The 20,529-nt window shown below is 30.9% G+C and carries 21 protein-coding genes; 18 read left to right on the forward strand and 3 right to left on the reverse strand.

Features of this window, described 5'->3' with window-relative positions:
• The first annotated feature begins 82 nt into the window (after positions 1-82).
• Genes panC through H0I23_RS12920 form a run of 4 tightly spaced genes read left to right on the forward strand, consistent with a single transcriptional unit; the run spans position 83 to position 3,431 of the window.
• Positions 83-928, forward strand: coding sequence for a pantoate--beta-alanine ligase (gene panC / locus H0I23_RS12905; RefSeq protein ID WP_216783707.1), 846 nt, complete (start codon positions 83-85; stop codon positions 926-928).
• Positions 929-945: 17 nt separating this feature from the next.
• Positions 946-1,296 carry an aspartate 1-decarboxylase gene (gene panD, locus H0I23_RS12910; protein WP_216783708.1) on the forward strand — a complete coding sequence of 117 codons (351 nt, stop codon included), beginning with the start codon at positions 946-948 and terminating at the stop codon, positions 1,294-1,296.
• A gap of 1 nt (position 1,297) precedes the next feature.
• Positions 1,298-2,263: a lysylphosphatidylglycerol synthase transmembrane domain-containing protein gene (locus tag H0I23_RS12915; RefSeq protein WP_216783709.1), complete on the forward strand. Its 966-nt coding sequence runs from the start codon at positions 1,298-1,300 to the stop codon at positions 2,261-2,263.
• A gap of 25 nt (positions 2,264-2,288) precedes the next feature.
• Positions 2,289-3,431, forward strand: a complete 1,143-nt coding sequence (locus H0I23_RS12920) for an alpha/beta hydrolase (protein WP_216783710.1) — start codon at positions 2,289-2,291, stop codon at positions 3,429-3,431.
• 26 nt (positions 3,432-3,457) lie between these two features.
• On the opposite strand, the gene H0I23_RS12925 is transcribed toward H0I23_RS12920, so the two are convergent.
• The gene (locus tag H0I23_RS12925) at positions 3,458-4,897 is read right to left on the reverse strand and encodes a PLP-dependent aminotransferase family protein (protein ID WP_216783711.1); all 1,440 of its coding nucleotides are present in this window, start codon (positions 4,895-4,897) and stop codon (positions 3,458-3,460) included.
• A gap of 107 nt (positions 4,898-5,004) precedes the next feature.
• Between H0I23_RS12925 and H0I23_RS12930 the strand changes: the two genes are divergently transcribed.
• From H0I23_RS12930 to radA, 3 genes are read left to right on the forward strand one after another with little or no spacing between them, the layout of a single operon-like run.
• Positions 5,005-5,739: a hypothetical protein gene (locus H0I23_RS12930; RefSeq protein WP_216783712.1), complete on the forward strand. Its 735-nt coding sequence runs from the start codon at positions 5,005-5,007 to the stop codon at positions 5,737-5,739.
• Positions 5,740-5,760: 21 nt separating this feature from the next.
• Entirely contained in the window at positions 5,761-7,164 is a 1,404-nt protein-coding gene (locus H0I23_RS12935; RefSeq protein WP_216783713.1) for an aminotransferase class V-fold PLP-dependent enzyme, read from the forward strand.
• A gap of 59 nt (positions 7,165-7,223) precedes the next feature.
• Positions 7,224-8,585: a DNA repair protein RadA gene (gene radA / locus H0I23_RS12940; protein ID WP_216783714.1), complete on the forward strand. Its 1,362-nt coding sequence runs from the start codon at positions 7,224-7,226 to the stop codon at positions 8,583-8,585.
• Positions 8,586-8,598: 13 nt separating this feature from the next.
• On the opposite strand, the gene H0I23_RS12945 is transcribed toward radA, so the two are convergent.
• Both H0I23_RS12945 and H0I23_RS12950 read right to left on the reverse strand, forming a co-directional pair.
• Positions 8,599-9,639: an aldo/keto reductase gene (locus H0I23_RS12945; protein ID WP_216783715.1), complete on the reverse strand. Its 1,041-nt coding sequence runs from the start codon at positions 9,637-9,639 to the stop codon at positions 8,599-8,601.
• Positions 9,640-9,719: 80 nt separating this feature from the next.
• Positions 9,720-10,481, reverse strand: a complete 762-nt coding sequence (locus H0I23_RS12950; RefSeq protein WP_216783716.1) for an exodeoxyribonuclease III — start codon at positions 10,479-10,481, stop codon at positions 9,720-9,722.
• Between the two features lie 1,294 nt (positions 10,482-11,775).
• On the opposite strand from H0I23_RS12950, the gene H0I23_RS12955 reads away from it, so the two are divergent.
• From H0I23_RS12955 to H0I23_RS13005, 11 genes are all read left to right on the forward strand, one after another.
• Positions 11,776-12,180 carry a hypothetical protein gene (locus H0I23_RS12955; RefSeq protein ID WP_216783717.1) on the forward strand — a complete coding sequence of 135 codons (405 nt, stop codon included), beginning with the start codon at positions 11,776-11,778 and terminating at the stop codon, positions 12,178-12,180.
• Between the two features lie 48 nt (positions 12,181-12,228).
• Entirely contained in the window at positions 12,229-12,963 is a 735-nt protein-coding gene (locus H0I23_RS12960) for a hypothetical protein (RefSeq protein WP_216783718.1), read from the forward strand.
• Between the two features lie 85 nt (positions 12,964-13,048).
• On the forward strand, positions 13,049-13,381 hold the full coding sequence (locus H0I23_RS12965) for a hypothetical protein (RefSeq protein WP_216783719.1): 333 nt from the start codon (positions 13,049-13,051) through the stop codon (positions 13,379-13,381).
• A gap of 38 nt (positions 13,382-13,419) precedes the next feature.
• Positions 13,420-15,816, forward strand: coding sequence for a TonB-dependent receptor domain-containing protein (locus H0I23_RS12970; RefSeq protein ID WP_216783720.1), 2,397 nt, complete (start codon positions 13,420-13,422; stop codon positions 15,814-15,816).
• A gap of 18 nt (positions 15,817-15,834) precedes the next feature.
• A complete protein-coding gene (locus H0I23_RS12975; RefSeq protein WP_216783721.1) occupies positions 15,835-16,395 on the forward strand; it encodes a type 1 periplasmic binding fold superfamily protein in 561 nt (186 codons plus the stop codon).
• A gap of 231 nt (positions 16,396-16,626) precedes the next feature.
• Positions 16,627-17,226, forward strand: coding sequence for a GNAT family N-acetyltransferase (locus tag H0I23_RS12980; protein ID WP_216783722.1), 600 nt, complete (start codon positions 16,627-16,629; stop codon positions 17,224-17,226).
• A 71-nt stretch (positions 17,227-17,297) separates the two neighbouring features.
• Positions 17,298-17,528: a hypothetical protein gene (locus H0I23_RS12985; RefSeq protein ID WP_216783723.1), complete on the forward strand. Its 231-nt coding sequence runs from the start codon at positions 17,298-17,300 to the stop codon at positions 17,526-17,528.
• Entirely contained in the window at positions 17,510-17,878 is a 369-nt protein-coding gene (locus H0I23_RS12990; protein ID WP_216783724.1) for a hypothetical protein, read from the forward strand. The genes H0I23_RS12985 and H0I23_RS12990 overlap by 19 nt, the downstream gene beginning before the upstream one ends.
• A gap of 155 nt (positions 17,879-18,033) precedes the next feature.
• Positions 18,034-18,630 (forward strand): ASCH domain-containing protein, encoded by a 597-nt coding sequence (locus H0I23_RS12995; RefSeq protein ID WP_216783725.1) that lies wholly within the window; start codon positions 18,034-18,036, stop codon positions 18,628-18,630.
• 20 nt (positions 18,631-18,650) lie between these two features.
• Complete coding sequence (locus H0I23_RS13000; protein WP_216783726.1) at positions 18,651-19,568, forward strand: hypothetical protein; 918 nt, start codon at positions 18,651-18,653, stop codon at positions 19,566-19,568.
• A gap of 38 nt (positions 19,569-19,606) precedes the next feature.
• A complete protein-coding gene (locus tag H0I23_RS13005; RefSeq protein WP_216783727.1) occupies positions 19,607-20,431 on the forward strand; it encodes a phosphodiester glycosidase family protein in 825 nt (274 codons plus the stop codon).
• Positions 20,432-20,529 lie beyond the last annotated feature (98 nt).

The following is a 20,529-nucleotide window of genomic DNA, read 5'->3' on the forward strand; positions in this document are numbered from 1 at the left end:
TTCTCGGCGTGGGTGCAAAATTACAAAAATTATGCAGATTACCAGTAATTATATAAGTTTGCGGCTTGATAAATACTTATTAATGCAATTGATAAACACAAAAAATGAATTAAAAGACACTTTGTCAGTAATTCTTTCTCAATCAAAAACCCTTGGTTTAGTCCCAACAATGGGAGCTTTACACAAAGGGCATCTCTCATTAATCGAAAAAGCTTTTAATGAAAATGACTCTTTAGTTGTTAGTATTTTTGTTAACCCAACTCAGTTTAATAACAAGGAAGATTTAGAGAAATACCCTAAAACTTTAGAGAACGACTTGTCTTTAATCACTTCTGTTTCAGATGAAATTATTGTTTACACACCTTCTGTTGAGGAAATTTACGCAGCTAATGTAAAAGCTGAAGTATATAATTTTGAAGGTTTAGACAGAGTTATGGAGGGTGAATTTAGAGATAATCATTTTAATGGCGTTGGAACAATTGTTGAAGAATTACTAACATCAATAAAACCAACAAAAGCTTATTTTGGCGAAAAAGACTTTCAACAGCTGCAAATAATCAGAAAATTAGTTGCTATAAAAAATATTCCTGTAGAAATTATCGGTTGCCCAATTGTTAGAGAAGCTAATGACCTTGCAATGAGTTCTAGAAATGAAAGACTGCCAAAAGAACTTAGAGAAAAAGCTTCTTTTATATACCAGACTCTACTAGAAGCTAAAAATAAGTTTGGCACAAAAAGTGCATTAGATGTAATTAAGTGGGTTGAAAATGAATTTGAAAATAATCAGAATTTTAAATTAGAATATTTTCAAATTTCAGATAGTGAAGATCTAAAACCCGTTATTTCAAAAATTAAAAATAAAAAATACAGAGCTTTTATTGCTGTTTTTGCAGACGAAATTCGTCTTATAGATAACATTGCTTTGTAATTTATTAACTTTGTACTATGCTAATAGAAGTTGTAAAATCTAAAATTCACCGTGTAAAAGTCACTGGAGCTGATTTAAATTATATCGGTAGTATTACTATTGATGAAGATTTAATGGATGCTGCTAATATCATTCGCGGAGAAAAGGTTCAAATTGTAAATAACAACAATGGTGAGCGTCTTGAAACGTACGCTATACCTGGACCAAGAAAAAGTGGCGAAATTACTTTAAACGGAGCTGCATCTAGGAGAGTCGCTGTTGGTGACATTCTTATTTTAATCACGTACGGACAAATGGATATTGAAGAAGCTAAAACCTTCAACCCATCATTGGTATTCCCGAATGAAGAAAACAATTTATTGAACTAAGTTGAAAAAAAATATAAAAAAGAATTTAAAAACAATACTCCCAATAGCCTTGGGAGTTTTTTTGGTTTGGTATTCTTACAACTCCACATCACCTGAAGACAGAAAGCAAATAATTTTTTACATTAAAGAAGCAAACCTTTTATGGGTAGGCTTATCTGTTTTCTTAGGAATTCTAAGTCACTTCTCAAGAGCAATTCGTTGGAATTATTTATTAGAACCGTTAGGCTACAAACCAAAAATAGCCAATAATGTTTTAATAATTTTAACTGCATACTTTGCCAATTTAGGTATTCCTAGGTCTGGAGAAATTTTAAGAGCAACAGCTTTAACAACGTACGAAAAAGTACCCTTCGAAAAAGGGTTTGGTACTATTGTTACAGAACGAGTTATCGATTTAATTATGCTGCTTAGTATTGTAATAACTACGTTTTTTTTGCAAACTGATATTATTTTAGATTTTTTTAAAACCAAAGGCTTTAACATAACCAATATCATCATATTACTTAGCGTAGGTATTGTTGGTGCTGCTATTCTATTTTATATCATAAAAAAATCTACACACCCTTTTTTAATAAAAATAAAAGAGTTTGCTACAGGTTTAATACAAGGCGTGCTCAGTATTTTTAAAATGAAAAATAAGTGGGCTTTTATTTTTCATACACTTTTTATTTGGGCCGTATATGTTGGTATGTTTTGGGTTATAAAATATACTGTTCCAGAAACAATAGAATTATCTATTAGTCAGCTACTGGTTGCTTTTGTATTTGGAGCATTTGCCATGACCGCTACAAATGGAGGTATTGGCTTATACCCTATCGCCGTAAGCAGTGCACTTGCTATTTTTGGAATTAGCAGTATATCTGGAGATGCATTTGGTTGGATAATGTGGATTTCACAAACTTTAATGGTTGTTGTGTTTGGTGCAATATCTTTTCTTGTATTACCGTTATTAAACCGTAATCAATAAAAACACATTAGTCAAAAATATATTCATGAAACAATTACTTCCCGTATTTGCACTTTTACTTTGTTTTAGTATTAATGCACAGGTTACTCAAGAAATATTTGAATCTTATAAGCTTCAAGAACGAAGAGATCTTCAATATTACGTTCCCGAAAACTATTCTAAAGAAAAAAAATACCCACTAATTGTTGTTTTAGATGCTGAATACTTATTTAGCACCGTTACTGCAACTGCTGAATTTTATAGCAGATTTCACGGAATGCCAGAGGCAATTATTGTAGGCATTAATCAATCAAAAGATGATTTAAGATATGAAGATTGCGGATTTGATGATGTATCAGGTTTGCCAACCGAAAAAGGAAAGTTATTTTTCGAATTTTTAGGTCAAGAAGTAATTCCATATTTAGAGACAAGTTACAACATAGCTCCACTTAAAATGATTATCGGCTATGATATTACAGCAAACTTTACTAACTACTATCTATTTAAAGAAGAGTCTTTATTTAACTCATACGTTTCAATTTCTCCGACATTAGCCCCTCAAATGGAAACAAGAGTTCCCGCGAGATTAAGTGCAACAGATAAAACATTATTTTACCACCTTATTACTGACGGCGAAAATTCTAAAAAAGACAAACAAATGCCTGTTTTAAATACGGGAATAAAAGCTATCGAAAACGAGTCTCTTCATTACTTTTTTGATGAATATGAATCTGCAGATCATTTATCAGTAGTTACTTATGGTATTGGAAAAGCGTTTGATAATGTTTTTAATATGTTTAAACCAATTAGTACAGAAGAATATAAAACGCAAATACTTACTAGCCAAGAACCTGTTATTGATTACCTGACTACAAAGTATGATATGATTGAAAAGCTATTTGGGTTTAGAAAAAATGTGCATTTAAATGATATTATGGCAATTTATGCTGCTACTCGTAAAAAAGAAGAGTTTGAATCATTAAAGCCATTATCAGATTTATGCAAAAAAGAATATCCAGAAACGATGCTAGGCTTCTATTTTGAAGGTGAATATTATGAGCAAATTGGCGAACCTAAAAAAGCTTTAAGAACTTTTGAAAAGGCTTTTGGAATGGATGAAATAGATTTTTTAACTAAAGATATGGCTTTAGAAAAAATCGATGCCCTAAAAGCTGATTTCGGATTTTAAAAAACTTAAAAAAACAGATTCGCTAGTTACATCATTTCTTTAGCTAGCGAACCTAATTTTTTTAAACCATTTTCAATTTCATCACTCCACTCCATTGCATAGCTTAATCTCATGCAATTATGGTATTGATCTTGCAAAGTAAAAATATCACCTGGCATAAATATTACATTACACTTTTTTGCTCTTTCATAAAGCGTTTTTGTTTTTATCTTTTTGTTTAGTTCTACCCACAAAAAAAAACTCCCTTTTGGTTTACTTACTAAGGTATCTTTCGGAAAATAATCACCAATTGCTCTAATATATTTTAAACTATTAGCATGAAACGTGTGCCTTAAATTTCTCAAATGATAATCATACCTTCCTGTCGACAAAAACCCTGCTATTGCCTCTTGTTGTATTGTTGTTGTTGATGAGCTTAAATACAGTTTAAGCTTCATAATATCAGATTTAAATCTTCCTGGCGCAATCCACCCTATACGGTAACCACCCGCTAAGGTTTTCGAAAAAGATCCCAACCACATTACAAGCCCACTATCATCATATAACTTACATGTGCTAGGTCTCTTTTTTCCATAATATATTTCCCCACAAATATCATCTTCAATTAATGGTATTTGGTGCTGCTGAATAATACTTACTATTTCTTTTTTATGCTCATCAGGCATAAGACTCCCTGTGGGGTTACTAAAATTTGGAATTAAAACAATTGCATTTATTTCTTTAACCTTTAGCAAGTTTTTTAAAGCACCTATATCCAAACCATAATTGGGGTCAGTAGGCAATTCTATCACCCTAAGTTTTAAAGTGTTTGCCAACTGCAATATTCCAAAAAAAACAGGGCTCTCTACAACAATTGTATCTCCTGCTTTTGTAACTGCCATTAATGCTAACAATAATGCATTTGTACACCCAGCTGTAATAACAATATCACTCTCGACTAAATTACCTCCCCATAAAAGTGTTCGTTGTGCTATCTGTCTTCTTAAATTTTCACTGCCCTCTATATTGTCATAATAAGTACCACCTGCTGGCAGTTTTATTATGGTTTCGTGCATCGTTTTATTAAGTTTTGCAATAGGCAGCAATTCTGCTGAAGGCACACCTAACGATAAATTAACCAAACTTTTATTACTCAAATGATGATAAAAATCGATTATCATATCTGTTACACTACCTAAAACCGCATTTTGCTTTGGGTTTGTTTTTTCAGGATCTTCAGGTCTATTTTCTGAACAAAAAACAACATAATAACCAGACCTAGGTCTAGGCTCAACAAGGCTTTTTGACTCTAAATGATAATATGCTTGCAAAATAGTGCTCACACTTACTCCATACTCATTTTTTAAAATCCGAACTGATGGCAATTTATCACCTGTTGCTAAAACACCATCATAAATTTGAGATTCAATTTTTTGAGCAATTTCTAAATATAAAAAGGTATTCTTCCTGCTTTTCTTTATTTCCATAAATCACATCTGTACTGGTCAAATATACAAAAACTGAATCTGTTATGTTTTAACTATTTTAAAGATCTTTGGATACACGAGTTTAGTCATTCTATAAGTTAAGCTATATGAAAGTAATTTTGGACAGAATTAAAATTCCAGCACAATTAAAAAATTATGTGGCTTACGTATACTCAAATTCTACCATAAATAATTTTCCTGATATTGAATTACCCGATGGGTTACCTGAAGTTTTATTTATTATAGACGGGGGAATAAAAAAAAGACCTCTTTCTTCTACTGAAAAACCTAATACTATAAGTCAATCATCTATAATAGACTTACAAGAAGATGCCTGTATGACAACCAACCTTGGCAATTTAAACAGTATAGGAATTAAATTTACACCAATAGGGTTTTACCTTTTTTTAAGTAGTTTGGGTATCCTTAAAACCAATAAACTTATCTCAATTTCAGAAATAAAAAATAAATTTTTATCAACTTTAAATAACGAAATACTTCTTAGCAAAAACTCAAATGAAGCTATTTTGATATTAGAAAAATTCTTTGAAAACATTCAATTAAAGTTTAAAGAAAAAGAGAGTGACACGACTGCTTTACTTTCAGATTGCATAACACTAATTAAAGCTTCAAAAGGAACAATTAAAAAAAATCAACTTGCTAAAAAAGTCAGTATAAGCACCGATAATCTTGAAACATATTTTCAAGACTACTTAGGCGTATCTATCGAAAAATTAATCGCTATTTTAAAAATAGCAACTGAAGATAAAATTAAGCCATTTGAACCAATCCTTGATGAAATTTCTATTTCAGATTTAATGAAAGATGTGCTCAAAAAATAAAGCTTCACAAATAATAAAGCTATGAAACAAAAAACATCAATACAACAAAAATTACATAGCGATATTGACAACAAGAAAGTTTTTAAAAAAGCATTTAAATACGGCTACAAAAACCTAATAAACATATTTAATCGTAATGTATACCCTACTAATACAGCTATAAAAAATTTAAATATTTTTGATGAAAATATGCCATCCGAACCAACAGATGCCGTTTCCGTAATAGATATTTTAAATACATATGGAGCCCCTGCAACAGTAGCCACTTTAGGAGGTAGATATTTTGGTTTTGTATCTGGAAGTTCAGTACCTGTTGGACTTGCTGCTAAAAACCTTGCAACATTTTGGGATCAAGCACCTGCTATGCACGTGCTTTCCCCTATAGGGTCTAAGCTCGAAAGCGTTGTAGAATATTGGTTAAAAGAACTTTTTAACCTCCCTAAAAAAACGGTAGCCGGATTTGTTAGCGGAACATCAAGTGCTAATTTTTGCGCACTAGCTGCTGCTAGGTATAGATGTCTCTATAATTTAGGCTGGAATGTGAATGAAAAAGGATTATTTGGCGCACCGAAAATTAGAATAGTTACTGGCAAGCATACACATTCTACAATTTTAAAAGCGATTACCCTAGTTGGTTTTGGAACAGAAATTATTGAATGGGTAGATGTAGATGAGCAAGGAAGAATATTACCTGATTTAATACCTGAACTTGACAATAGCACTATTTTAATTTTACAAGCAGGTAATGTAAATAGTGGCTCTTTTGATGATTTTGAAACCATTTGTAAAAAAGCAAATAAAGCAGGTGCTTGGGTACACATTGATGGTGCCTTTGGATTATGGGCAGCCGCAGTTTCGAAATTAAATTATCTAACAAAAGGAATCGAAAAAGCAAACTCTTGGGCTGTAGATGGCCATAAAACTTTAAACACACCATATGATAGTGGCGTACTACTCTGTAATGACCCTGAAGCCACAACCGCTGCTTTACATATGGCAGGTAGTTATATTGTTACTAGCGAAGAACGTGATGGTATGTTTTACACTCCTGAAATGTCTCGAAGAGCAAGAGTTATAGAGTTTTGGGCAATTTTAAAAAACTTAGGTAAAACAGGTATTGACGAAATGATTTTAGGAATGCACGAAAGGGCAATCCAATTTTCTAAAGAAATTAACGAAATTGAAGGTTTTCAAGTTTTAAATGATGTTGTCTTTAATCAAGTATTGGTTTGTTGTGCGACTGACGAATTAACACTAAAAACAATGACTAAAATTCAAGAGCTTCGAGAATGCTGGGTTGGCAGTTCTGTTTGGCATAATAAAAAGGTAATTAGAGTAAGTATTTGCTCATGGGCTACAGATATAAATGATATAAGCCGCTCTGTTCGTTCTTTTAAACAAGCGTTAAACGAATCTATTTCATAAACAATCTTTGGTTTTTAATCTTTGCCGCAATACCTTTATCCAAAAGGTAAAAACAGGTAATGGCTAAAACTAAAACAACTTTCTTTTGTCAAAATTGCGGTACACAACATGCCAAATGGGTAGGACAATGTTCTGGCTGCAAAGAATGGAATACTGTCGTTGAAGAAGTAATTCAGAAAGAAGAAAAATCAAGTTGGAAAACCCCTACTAACACAGCCAAAGTAGTTTCTAAACCGCTTAAAGTTAATGAGATTAGTACTGAAAAAGAACTTAGACTTAATACCTTTGATCTTGAATTTAATCGTGTTTTAGGTGGTGGACTTGTGCCTGGATCACTAACCCTTTTAGGAGGAGAACCAGGCATTGGAAAAAGTACTTTATTACTTCAGATTGCTTTAAAGTTACCTTATAAAACATTGTATGTCTCAGGTGAAGAAAGCCAGAAGCAAATAAAAATGCGTGCCGATCGTATTTATCCAAATAGCGAAACCTGCCTAATTCTAACAGAGACTAAAACACAAAATATTTTTAGGCAAATTGAAGCTACTGAGCCAGATATTGTTGTTATCGATTCGATACAAACATTACATTCTGATCATATAGAATCGGCTGCTGGTAGTATTTCACAAATTAGAGAATGTACTGCTGAGCTTATAAAATTTGCGAAAGAAACGAATACTCCTGTAATCCTAATTGGTCACATCACCAAAGACGGCTCTATTGCTGGACCAAAAATATTAGAACACATGGTAGATAGTGTTCTTCAGTTTGAGGGCGATAGAAACTATGTATATCGAATTTTACGTTCATTAAAAAACAGATTCGGATCTACATCAGAACTTGGTATTTACGAAATGCAAGGCAGCGGTTTGAGAGAAGTGAATAACCCATCTGAAATATTAATTTCTAAAAATGACGAAGGGCTTAGCGGAACAGCCATAGCTTCAACAGTAGAAGGTATGAGACCTTTAATGATTGAAATTCAAGCCTTAGTAAGTACTGCTGTTTATGGTACACCTCAACGTTCTACAACAGGGTATAATGCCAAAAGATTAAACATGCTATTGGCTGTTTTAGAAAAACGTGCAGGCTTTAAACTGGCTGCTAAAGATGTTTTTTTAAATATAACAGGTGGTATTTCTGTAGATGACCCAGCAATAGATTTAGCGGTTATTGCTGCAATACTTTCTAGCAATGAAGATATTGCTATTGAAAAAGGAGTGTGTTTTGCTGCCGAAGTTGGTTTAGCTGGCGAAATAAGACCTGTACAACGTGTAGAACAACGTATTTTAGAGGCTGAAAAATTAGGCTTTCACACTATTTTCGTTTCTAAAAACAACAAAATCACTCTAAAAAACACTGAGATTAAAATACAATTAGCTGTAAAAATCGAAGATATAGCGAATTATTTATTTGGATAATATATTATTAGACTTAAGGCGCAGGATTAGGTATTTCATTATGAATTTTCTTAATGCCATCTAAAATTTCATTAGTCAAAACCACATCAATACTACCAATATTTTCTTCTAATTGGCGCATTGAAGTTGCCCCTATTATGTTACTCGTAACAAATGATTGTTGATTAACAAATGCTAAAGACATTTGGGCTAATGATAAATCGTTTGCTTGTGCTAACTCGTAATATTTTTGGGTTGCCTCTGCCGCTACTTTACCGATATACCTACTATACTGAGGAAATAAAGTAATACGAGCATTGTCAGGCATTCTACCTCCTAAATATTTTCCACTTAATACTCCAAAACCTAAAGGCGAATATGCTAATAACCCAATATTTTCTCTATGTGCTACTTCAGCCAAACCCGTTTCAAATTCTCTATTTAAAAGGTTGTATGAGTTTTGAATTGTAATCATTCTTGGTAAACCTGCGTGCACTTTACTCTCTTCTAAGTAACGCATTGTACCCCATGGTGTTTCGTTAGAAATACCAACTTGTCTAATTTTTCCTTCTCTTACTAAATCTCTTAGCGTTTCTAATATTTGATGAAAATTATCTTCCCAAAAATCGGTAGCATCATGCACATAGCCACGTTGCCCAAAATAATTGGTTTTACGCTCAGGCCAATGTAATTGATACAAATCTATATAATCAGTTTGTAAACGCGACAAACTACCTTCAACAGCACTAATTAAAGCTTCTTTACTAAAACCTGTGGTTCTAATAAATTTAGTCATGTCTGCTCTACCAGCAATTTTAGAACCTAAAATCACTCTGTCTCTATTTTTATTTTTCTGAAACCAATTACCAATTATAGTTTCAGTAACAGAATGCTTGTCTTTATTAGCAGGTATTGGATATAACTCTGCCGTATCAAAAAAATTAATTCCTTTATCTAAGGCATAATTCATTTGTTCATGACCTTCTTCTTCGGTATTTTGGATACCCCAAGTCATTGTTCCTAAACAAATTTTACTGACTTCAATATCGGTATGTGGTAATTTAGTGTAGATCATAAAAACAATGTATTCTGAAAATTGTTAAAATCAAATTTCAGGGTTTGTACTAAATATGTAATCTTTTATTAAAATAAATATTAACTCAATTCAACTAAAATCGGACAATGATCACTATGCTTTGCTTCAGCTAAAATAACAGACCTTTTAAGTCTACTTTCTAAAGGTGTACTTACTAAGCCATAATCTAAACGCCAGCCTTTGTTATTATTCCTTGCATTTGCACGGTAACTCCACCATGTATAATTATCAGCTTCTTTATTAAAAACACGGAAACTATCTATAAATCCGCTATCCATAAAATCACCTATCCACTCACGCTCAACAGGTAAAAACCCTGATGTATTTTTAAGTCCTACTGGGTTATGAATATCAATAGCCTCATGGCAAATATTATAATCACCAAGTATTATAAGGTTAGGATGTTTTACTTTTAAATCATTTACATATTCCTGAAAATCGGCCATGTATTTAAATTTAAATTCCAATCGATCAGAATTTGTTCCTGATGGTAAATACATACTCATAATAGATACATCTCCAAAATCAGCTCTAAGGTTTCTACCTTCAAAATCCATATACTCTATACCCGTACCAAACTCGATATGATCTGGCTTTGTTTTCGATAAAATAGCAACACCACTATATCCTTTTTTTTGAGCGCTAAACCAGTAATTATATTTATAACCCGCATCTTCAAACAACGTTAAATCTAACTGATCTTCTTGTGCTTTTATTTCTTGCAAACAAATAACATCGGGGTTTACGCTTTGTAACCATTCTATAAATCCTTTTTTTAAAGCAGCCCTAATTCCGTTTACGTTGTAAGAAACAATTTTCATTCAATAAATTTTCATCGAAAATAAGGAATGTTTGCTATAAGATAAAATATAGGAGTTATAATTATATCAAATTAAAGCAACCCTTAAACTTCAAAAAACATCCTACAGAAGCATAAGATGCTCGACTTACATTATTTTTAAATACTTATTTATAAGTAGTAGTTTCTCAAACCCAAATCTAGAAAAAACCTTAACACCTAATAGCATTACAAGCCCTGATATTAAAAGGAAACATGTACCAATTACGAATTGGGGACGCTCCTTAATTTTGATAACAAAACTCCAAATTAATATGGCTGTTTACTGAAATGGGTATAAAAATGTATTGATTGTAGAGTGTATAACCGATAATCAATACATAGGTGAAAATGAAGTCAAAACAAGACATCAAAATATTGAAATTGCTGTCAATTATTTTTTTACAATTTCTAAAAAAATAAAATTTAATCCTTTTATAAATCACGCCTACAACCATCACAAATTTGTAACGTTTACTCATACTAACGAAAATTTTTCAGGCATACAAGCCTCGCTTTTTAATAACCATTCTTAGGGCATCACACATCAATATTTTGGTGATGCTAAACCACATTATTACCCAAGCAACAACCTTAATTATTACGAAGTTTTACAACACTGCCACATTTTGTAGTTTTTATTCTATATTTTATTATAAATAGATAGTATATTTAGCTGCAGTATAGGTATGTGCATATTTTAAAAAAATTATGCTACTTCCCACACTTTATTTGCAAATTACTGTGAGTAGATATATAAAATACCTTACCCATAGGATATGGAATAATTAAACATAAATGAAAAGATACCATGTTATGCAACCTATTTCTAATGGCGTAAATGATAAAGCTAAAATCGAATAAAACCCACATACAGTAACAAAAATACTTATTCAAATCGTTGGCACTATAAAAGCTCAACACAAATATTTAAATAAAACTAATAAAGTATATAATCAATTTAACTAGCTTTTAAGTTTAGGAAAAAATTATGAATAAAATAAATACATTAGCATATGTAGGGATGTTTTTAAACATCTTAATTCTACTTTTTATTGGGTTATCACCTGAGTACGCTACTCTTTTTATAATGACATTAATTGCCTATATCTTCTGTATAATAGGCCTCATTCTAATAATAAGCAATCAAATAAAAATAGGTAGTATAATTTTCTACATTGCGAGTATTCTTTTTATACCCATTGGCATTATAGGAATAATGGGGATACAAAAGAAAATTAGCAACATAGAAGAGTCTAAATTTAATAAAGAAAATTATGGAAAATAAAACTGAAGAAATAGGATTAAGTTGGAAAGGTAAAAATCAATCTTTTGTTGTAGCAGGTATTTTTATTCTTGGGACGCTTATTTTAACAGCTATGAGCAAAACGCTAGTTTTAATGCCACTAATTTTGGGAGTAGTTTTTATTATTATAGGTTTCTTAAAAATGAATATCAAAACATTTACTTTTTTTGAAAAGCATTTTGTTTTTCAAGTAGGTATGAATAAAAAACTTATTTTAAATAAAGAATTAGAAAGTTACGATATTCAAAAACGTAAAATCATTATAAATTATAAAAAAAATGGTGAATTAAAAAAAGTTATGTTTTTAAAAGAAATAATTACTGATGAAGATGTTACATTCTTGAAAAAAAAATTAGATAGGTTGCTTCATAAATAAAGCACCTTTTCAGAACAATAAAAATCACAAAGCTAGAATCGAATAAAAATGAAAAAATTAATACTCATTACGATAACTATATTTTCAATAACTTCTCTTTTAGGGCAGGCAAATGACAATTATTCAGATGAGCTATTATCATCATCTTTTAAATTATATCGAGAAGCTGATATAGAACTATCTTTCCATATATTCCCGTTTCTTAAAGAAAGATTTATTAAAGAGCTGCAAGATTCTACAAGTTTTTATAACCCTTATGATAGTTTAGCTAAACAAATAAATATTAAACACTCGCTTGATGGAGTGCTAAAAACATATACTTGGGAAAAAAGAGATAGTGGTTGTTGCCATTCTTCAATTAACTACGCTCAGTACAAAACAAAATCAGGTGTCATAAAATCTTTAGATTTAAATTATAAAGGACCAGGGTATGAAGAAATTTTTATTACAGACTTACAGTTTATAGAAATAGATAATAACCCTTATTATTTAATGCTGGGCTGGGGCACTTGCTGTGGTGGAAAACATTACAGTACAGTTACCTTGTATAAAATAGAAAACGAAACACTAGTTAAGTGTGATACTAATATATTTAATAACAAAGCGGACCTTTATATTGGAGCCAACAGAGGTGATAAAATCAATTTAAAATACTCACCTGAACTTAAAATACTATCCTATAATTATTATGGAGAACTCGATGATACAGGGTTTTACAATCACAAAGGGAAAGTTATTGAGTGGAAGCTAAAAAAGAAGGGGTTTGAAAAAATAAACTTATAACAAAAAGTTAAAAACCACTATAAGTCCGTTTTAAGTTGCGCTATGTTAAATTGTTTTCTAATATTGTAAATTGATAAAAAGTTTAATGAAAGAAAGAACAGTAATAGGTAAAGCTATAGCTTCGGTATTTTTACTGAGTGCCTTGCTATTTCCTTCTGCTATTCAGTTCACTCATGCTTTTGAAGGTCATGAAGATATTTCTTGTAAACAGAAAAGCACTCATATACACCAAAAAGTATCAGAATGTCATATTTGTGACTTTCATTTCTTTTCTTTTAATTATGATATTATAAAATATCAAGAGTTTGCGAAAATAAGCATACCATCAAAAATGGTTACTAGTTTTACAACTCAATTTTCCAATTTATTAAATAACAATAATACTTCATTAAGGGGCCCTCCCTGCATTCTTGCTTAATTAAAAATCTTTTTATTATTATTTAATCAAGAATATCTATGCGCATTTATGCACTGATGGCTTTGCTATTTTTTAGCATTGTTTCATTTTCGCAAAATTGCAATAATTCTCTATCCGGAAAAGTAATTGACTTACATGATGGTACAGCTCTAGTTGGAGCGATGATTATTGTTGCAGGAACCGAACAAACTGTATTTACTGATAATGAAGGAAAGTTTATACTTCCTGAATTATGTAATGAAATGTATGCCCTACAAATTTCACATCCGTATTGTTTAACAAACGGATACAAAGTGAATGTAGATGGCAACATTAATAAAACCTTTTATTTAGAACATCATCTAGAAGAATTAAATGAAATAGTACTTAAAGGCCACACAAAGCATAAGCTTAATACGGTGTCTGAAAATAAATTATCTAAAGAAAAAATAGAGCAATTTAGTAATGGATCTTTAGGTGATGCCTTAAAAAGTATTTCAGGTGTAAGCTCATTAAATACAGGTAGTACTATTATTAAACCTATTATTAACGGGTTACATAGCAGCAGAGTTGTACTTATCAATAATGGCGTTCGTATGGAAGATCAAGAATGGGGAGTTGAACACGCCCCTAATATTGATATTAACACAGCTGAAAATATTACACTAATTAAAGGTGCAGGTGCTATACAATATGGAGGCGATGCAATTGCAGGAGTAATTATAACTGAGCCGGAAAAGATTTTTATTAAAGATAGTTTATACGGCAAAACACTACTTAGCGCTAGTTCTAACGGAAGAGGTTCTACAGTAACATCAAAACTCACTAAAAGCTATGACAATGGCTGGTTCGGAACTGTACAAGGAACTTTAAAACGTTATGGCGATTTTGAAGCACCAGACTACACACTAAGCAATACTGGCACTTTTGAGCGCAATGCATCATTACGTTTTGGACTTAATAAATTTAATTATGGCATTGAAGGATATTACTCTTTTTATAAAAACGAAATAGGAATATTATCAGCGTCTCATATTGGTGGTGCAGAAGACCAAGTTCGAGCTATAAATAGCGATATTCCATTAGTTATTAACGACTTTACTTATGCTATCAATAACCCAAGGCAAGATATTACGCATCATTTAGCTCGCATAAAAGCTTTTAAAAAGTTTGATGGTTTTGGTAAGATAGACCTTCAATATGATTTTCAACAAAATCAAAGATTAGAGTACGATATCCGTATTGGTGATGCTGCTGATACACCTTCATTAGATCTTGTTTTAAAAACACATACGCTGTTATTAGATATTGATAGTAAATTATCAGAAAACACTACTTTAAAATCTGGTATAATAGCTAGGTATCAAGATAATTTTGCGGACCCAAGTACTGGAGTTCGCAGGTTAATTCCTGATTATAAAAAATATGATTTAGGAATCTACGGTATTAGTTCATTTCAATTAAAAGAAAATTGGTTAGTAGAAGCTGGTGCTAGGTTTGATTACACCTATATGGATGTCTATAAATTTTATAGAACATCGTTTTGGGAAGACAGAAATTATGATGAGCTTTTTCCTGAAATAGTGGTTGAAGAATTTGACAATCAAATTTTAACAAATCCGGAGTATAATTTCAATAATATATCAGGTACACTAGGTTCAACATATTCTTTTAAAAACAATTATAAATTGTTCTTAAATTACTCTTTGGCATCTCGCGTACCAAACCCATCAGAACTATTTAGTGAAGGCCTGCACCATTCTGCTTCAAGAATTGAGTTAGGTGATTTAAGTTTTACAAGTGAAATTGCCAATAAAGTAGCTTTAACATTGCAAAAAGAAGGTGCTGTTTTTGGGTTCTCAGTTCAACCCTTTATAAACAATATTAACAATTTTATTGTTATTGAACCTACTGAAGTAGAGCAAACCATAAGAGGTAATTTTCAAGTGTGGGAATATAGGCAAACCAATGCTCAATTATTAGGGGTAGATATTGATGCTTCATATGCATTTACTAATAATCTCAAATTGAAACATCAATTTTCATTAGTAAAAGGATATGAGCGCAGTGAAGGCGAACCTTTAATCAACATGCCTCCAGCAAACACAACCAATGAAATTACTTACGAAAATGCAAAAGTTAACAATTTAAAATTAGCATTACAAAGTGAGTTTGTATTTCGTCAAAACGAATATCCTAACAATAATTTTGAAGTTTACATTGCTGAATCTGAAACTTTCGAATTAGTTGATGTAAGCACACCTCCTGACGCGTACCATTTATTAAATTTTAGATCAAGCATGGATTTTCCCATAAATCAAAAATCAAACCTGACGCTAGGTTTGAGTATTACAAACCTTTTAAACACAAGTTACAGAAATTACTTAAACAGCCTACGTTATTACGCAGATGATTTAGGCAGAAATATTTTATTCAATCTTAAATTCAATTATTAATCTATTAAAACAATTAAAATGAAAACAATTAAAATTTTAAGCTTATCTGTATTAGCAAGTCTTGCATTTACTGCATGTTCAAACGATGATGATGATAATATACCAGAAATTGTAAATGAAGAAGAGATAATTACAACATTAACCGTTACACTTACACCACAAGATGATGGAGAAACTATAACCCTACAAACACAAGATTTAGATGGTGATGGATCTAATGATCCTGTTATAACTGTATCAGGTAACTTAATAGCAGGTATGGTATACGATGGTGGTATTGTTTTATTGAATGAAACAGAAAGCCCTGCAGAAAATATTACTGAAGAAGTTGAAGAGGAAAGTGATGAGCACCAATTTTTTTACACAATAAGTTCAGGACTTGATGTAACTACTGAATATGCAAATTTTGATGAAGACGGAAACCCTCTTGGTACTGCCTTTACATTAACAGCAGGAGACATAAGCTCAGGTACTATTACCTTTACATTGCGCCATGAGCCTACTAAGCCTAATGATGGTATTGTTGATGCTGGAGGAGAAACAGATGTTCTTGCGACTTTTAGTATTGCTGTAGAGTAAGCAATTAAAAATGAAAACGTAAAAAGGGGTGACTTAGAAATAAGTCACCCCTTTTTTAATTAAACTAGACGATATTATTTATTGTTAATGAAAAAGGAATAAAAATATAAAGTACTAAACCTAGTTCCTTTTGTATATTTATAAAATCACAAAAATTGATTCGCTTTAAAAAAGTTAGCGTCTTTATATGAGCTGCGTTTCACACTTAAATCGTTAACAACAAAATTAAAAATGAAAATAAAAATATTAAAATCAGACTTTCAATTAGAAAATGACAGGGTATTACTTGTTCCCTTTGATAATGAAAGAAATGAAGAACTCAAAGAAATAGTTTTTGATAAGGAAATTTGGAAATTTATGGGAATGAACATAAATAACGAACAAGGCTTAAAAAACTACATTGCAAAAACCATTAAAGATAAAAACAACCGCCTGTGTTACCCTTTTTTAATTATTGATAAAGAGACAAACAAAGTTGCAGGTTGCACAAGATATGGTAATGTAAATACTGCAAATAAAAAATGTGAGATTGGATGGACTTGGTACGGAACCGAATTTCAAGGCACAGGCTTAAACAAAGCTTGCAAGTACGAATTACTAAAATTTGGTTTTGAAAATATCGGATTTAAAAGAATACAATTTAGTACCGATAAACAAAACTTAAGATCGCAAAAAGCAATTGAAAAATTAGGCGCACAACAAGAAGGTGTTTTCAGAAACAACTATATTGCCCCAAATGGAGAAAGCAGAACTGATGTTTACTATAGCATCATAAAGGAAGAATGGGAATCGATTAAAAATGAAAAATTTTCTGAATTTATAACTTATTAAAACCATCGTTATTTATAATATAAGCCTATAAAAGTGGACACAGAGCAATTAAATAATGACTTTAAAAACGATTGATAAAATATGATTACGAAATCGTAAAAGAAGATAGTTATAGATTATATTTTAGACATCAAAATGAAGATTTTGGAACAGCCTTGTTAGCCAAAAGAGCACTTTATTTTACTGCAAATTGGAATGAAAATTCAATTTTTGAAATCGGAATGACAGCTTCTGAATTTACAGACACAGGAGAGTTTGCTAAATTTGATTTCCAAATTGGAAAATGGGAAATAGAAGAATGAATAATAAAGAAATAATCGGACAGCTAAATAAAATTGGGAAACTACCTACTTCTGAAATTTCAGATGAAGTAGATTTTCCGCTTAAAGAGTTTGATAATTTGCTACAGAAATTCACATTACCAATTGATTATGAGACAGCTGTAAATTTGGTGAATCTTTCACCACCAACTGATGAAAGTTGCTACGAAGTTGAATGGGCTTTAGTCCATTTAATCGAAAATATAGATATTAACGAATTACAAAAAGTATTAGATAATTCGAAAGAAGGAGAAGTTAAAAGAATAATTCAAATTAGACTTAATAATTACAATGCAAAAAAAACAGTTCCTAACAATGTGCGTAAAACCTAGTTAACAAGTTTTAAACTAAAAAAATTATGTAGTTGCTTACTTGGACTGAAATAATTACGGTTAGATTCATGAATGGATAATGAAAAATTAAGGAATTGATTCTTCTTTTTTGTCATCAAATTAGAAAAAGTATAAAAACACTACTATATAAACCTATGAAAAACACTCTCCTCATTTTTATTTTGATTTTTATTAGCTGTAAAAGTGACCCTAAAGTAGAAATAAAAACGGGAAATGAATCCAACTTAGAAATTGAAGAAATACAAGAAACGGAGCGTGGTATAGATAAAACTGTTTATGAAATGTGGAAGAACTATACTGAGGCAAATCCTGAATTTAGAGATCAGCAAATGCCAATGTCTGACTATTTTCATGATAATAAAGAAGATGCAGATCGATTAGCTGAATTAGCTTTAAATGGAAAAAAGAAAGCTTCTTCTAGCTTATATTTTTTATACGAACAGTATGGTGTTGATTTACCCGAAGTCGGAAAAAAACAAATAGTAACCGATTTTGATGGTAAAGCTCAAGCAATAATAGAAACTAGTCGTGTAGATACAATTGCTTTTAATAAAATATCTAAAAATTATGCTCAATTAGATATGGGAACCGATATTGAACCACTCAAAAAATGGAAAGAAGAACATTTGAACTTTTTTAAGACTGTAGTACCTGAAAGAGAACAAAAAGAAACTGATAAAATGTTGATTGTTTGCGAGGTGTTTGATGTTATATGGACAAAAAATAATTAATAATAAAGCAGTGTATAACCATGGCTAGAATTTATATATTATTCATTTTTTTAGGTTTTTTTTCCTGTAAGAATAACAAAACACAAGAGAAGAGTATAGAACCTCAAATTTCTGAAGTTATATCAGAAAACTATGAACTTTACAAGCCCCTTAAACAAGCTAAAGCAGTTTTAATACTATTTGGTGGTTACCCAGAAAATATTGAAGATATTAAAAGAGAGTTTAAAATACTTGAAGTGTCAAAGGAAAATGACATTGCTGTTCTTTATTTAAATTACAATAAAAAACTTTGGTTAGAGGAAAATGAAAAACACCTACTTGCAGAAATGCTTCAAGAAATTATAAAAGAAAACAAATTGCCAAATGATGCTATTTTCATTGGTGGGTTTTCGAGTGGCGGCGTTGTAAGTTTATCGATTAGCAATTATATATTAAGTATGGACCAATTTAATATTAACCCTAAAGGTGTTTTTATTATAGACTCACCTATTGATTTAGCAGCATTGTATTATTCATCAGAAAAAAATATTGAAAGAGATTTTTCTAAAACCGCAATACAAGAAAGTAATTGGATAATAAAAACTTTAGAAAATGCTTTTGGAAATCCTAATGACTCATTAAGCAATTACGAAAACAAATCTTTATTCACTTATAAATCAAACCATACATTAAACTTACAGAATTTAAAAAACACTAAAATCAGGCTTTATACAGAACCTGATACAATTTGGTGGAAAAAAAATAGAATGGCTGGTTTTGACCAAACAAATGCTTACTACATCAAAAATTTAGAAGTAAGTTTAAAAGAGCAAAAATTTAAGAATGTAGAATATATTGCTACAAACAATAAAGGTTATAGAGCAAATGGAGAAAGACACCCGCATAGCTGGTCTATAGTTGATAAAAAAGATTTAATAAACTGGATTTTAGAAAAATAAATAGCATATTAAAATTAGTACTATTTAAAATAACTTTAATGAAAAACTCACTATCAATTTTAGTAGCAATTATAGCTTTAACAACATTATCATCTAGTAATTTTTCTAACGATGAAATTGAATGGAAAAAAATTGATGAAGGTCTGTTTTATACAGAATATCTAGCGCCTAAAAAATCCACGCTTGGAGATAGTAAAATTTCAATTCTTAAAATTTCTCCTAAACTATATAACTTTAATATACACAGTGCAAAAGAGCATAAACAAAGCGTAAGAACTGCTGCAAATTGGGCTAAAGAAAAAAACCAGATTGCCGTAATTAATGCAGGTATGTATATGAGAGATTATGCCACTAACCTCGGTTACATGAAAAATTTTGATTTTGTCAACAACAATCGATTAAATAGCGATAATACAATTGCTGCTTTTAATAGAAAAAATGATAGTGTACCTGAGTTTCAAATTATTGATCTAAAATGTCAAAATTGGGAATCTTTAAAAAACCAATACAACTCATTTACACAATCTATTCGTATGATGGATTGCAATCAGACAAACAGATGGGGCCAACAGAGTAAAAAATGGAGCATGGTTGTAATTGGAAAAGACAAACAAGGTAATGCCCTTTTTATATTTGTCCGATCTCCTTACTCTGTACATGATTTTATAGATATTCTATCAAAATCTTCTCTTGATTTATATAACTTAATGTATTTAGAGGGTGGACCAGAAGCCTCTTTTTACTTGAACCACAACGGAACCACGGTAGAAAAAATGGGCAGTTATGAAACAGATTTTAATGAGAATGATGACAATAATCAATACTGGGGTATCCCAAATGTAATCGGGATTTCTAAAAAATAGAAACAAATAGCATTTACATATACTTCTTGTAATGTTATTTTAAAAACTGGATTTTTTTCTTAAATCATTGTAAGTAAAGAAACTTAATACGCTATTAC

This window comes from Cellulophaga sp. HaHaR_3_176, from assembly GCF_019021925.1.
Lineage (GTDB): Bacteria > Bacteroidota > Bacteroidia > Flavobacteriales > Flavobacteriaceae > Cellulophaga.

Coding starts and splice junctions, on each gene's coding strand:
- H0I23_RS13005 (WP_216783727.1), top strand. CDS start 19,607: ATGAAAAACTCACTATCAATTTTAGTAGCAATTATAGCTTTAACAACA.
- H0I23_RS12925 (WP_216783711.1), bottom strand. CDS start 4,897: ATGGAAATAAAGAAAAGCAGGAAGAATACCTTTTTATATTTAGAAATT.
- H0I23_RS12965 (WP_216783719.1), top strand. CDS start 13,049: ATGAAAGAAAGAACAGTAATAGGTAAAGCTATAGCTTCGGTATTTTTA.
- panD (WP_216783708.1), top strand. CDS start 946: ATGCTAATAGAAGTTGTAAAATCTAAAATTCACCGTGTAAAAGTCACT.
- H0I23_RS13000 (WP_216783726.1), top strand. CDS start 18,651: ATGGCTAGAATTTATATATTATTCATTTTTTTAGGTTTTTTTTCCTGT.
- H0I23_RS12950 (WP_216783716.1), bottom strand. CDS start 10,481: ATGAAAATTGTTTCTTACAACGTAAACGGAATTAGGGCTGCTTTAAAA.
- H0I23_RS12935 (WP_216783713.1), top strand. CDS start 5,761: ATGAAACAAAAAACATCAATACAACAAAAATTACATAGCGATATTGAC.
- radA (WP_216783714.1), top strand. CDS start 7,224: ATGGCTAAAACTAAAACAACTTTCTTTTGTCAAAATTGCGGTACACAA.
- H0I23_RS12960 (WP_216783718.1), top strand. CDS start 12,229: ATGAAAAAATTAATACTCATTACGATAACTATATTTTCAATAACTTCT.
- H0I23_RS12945 (WP_216783715.1), bottom strand. CDS start 9,639: ATGATCTACACTAAATTACCACATACCGATATTGAAGTCAGTAAAATT.
- H0I23_RS12930 (WP_216783712.1), top strand. CDS start 5,005: ATGAAAGTAATTTTGGACAGAATTAAAATTCCAGCACAATTAAAAAAT.
- H0I23_RS12955 (WP_216783717.1), top strand. CDS start 11,776: ATGGAAAATAAAACTGAAGAAATAGGATTAAGTTGGAAAGGTAAAAAT.
- panC (WP_216783707.1), top strand. CDS start 83: ATGCAATTGATAAACACAAAAAATGAATTAAAAGACACTTTGTCAGTA.
- H0I23_RS12995 (WP_216783725.1), top strand. CDS start 18,034: ATGAAAAACACTCTCCTCATTTTTATTTTGATTTTTATTAGCTGTAAA.
- H0I23_RS12920 (WP_216783710.1), top strand. CDS start 2,289: ATGAAACAATTACTTCCCGTATTTGCACTTTTACTTTGTTTTAGTATT.
- H0I23_RS12980 (WP_216783722.1), top strand. CDS start 16,627: ATGAAAATAAAAATATTAAAATCAGACTTTCAATTAGAAAATGACAGG.
- H0I23_RS12990 (WP_216783724.1), top strand. CDS start 17,510: ATGGGAAATAGAAGAATGAATAATAAAGAAATAATCGGACAGCTAAAT.
- H0I23_RS12975 (WP_216783721.1), top strand. CDS start 15,835: ATGAAAACAATTAAAATTTTAAGCTTATCTGTATTAGCAAGTCTTGCA.
- H0I23_RS12970 (WP_216783720.1), top strand. CDS start 13,420: ATGCGCATTTATGCACTGATGGCTTTGCTATTTTTTAGCATTGTTTCA.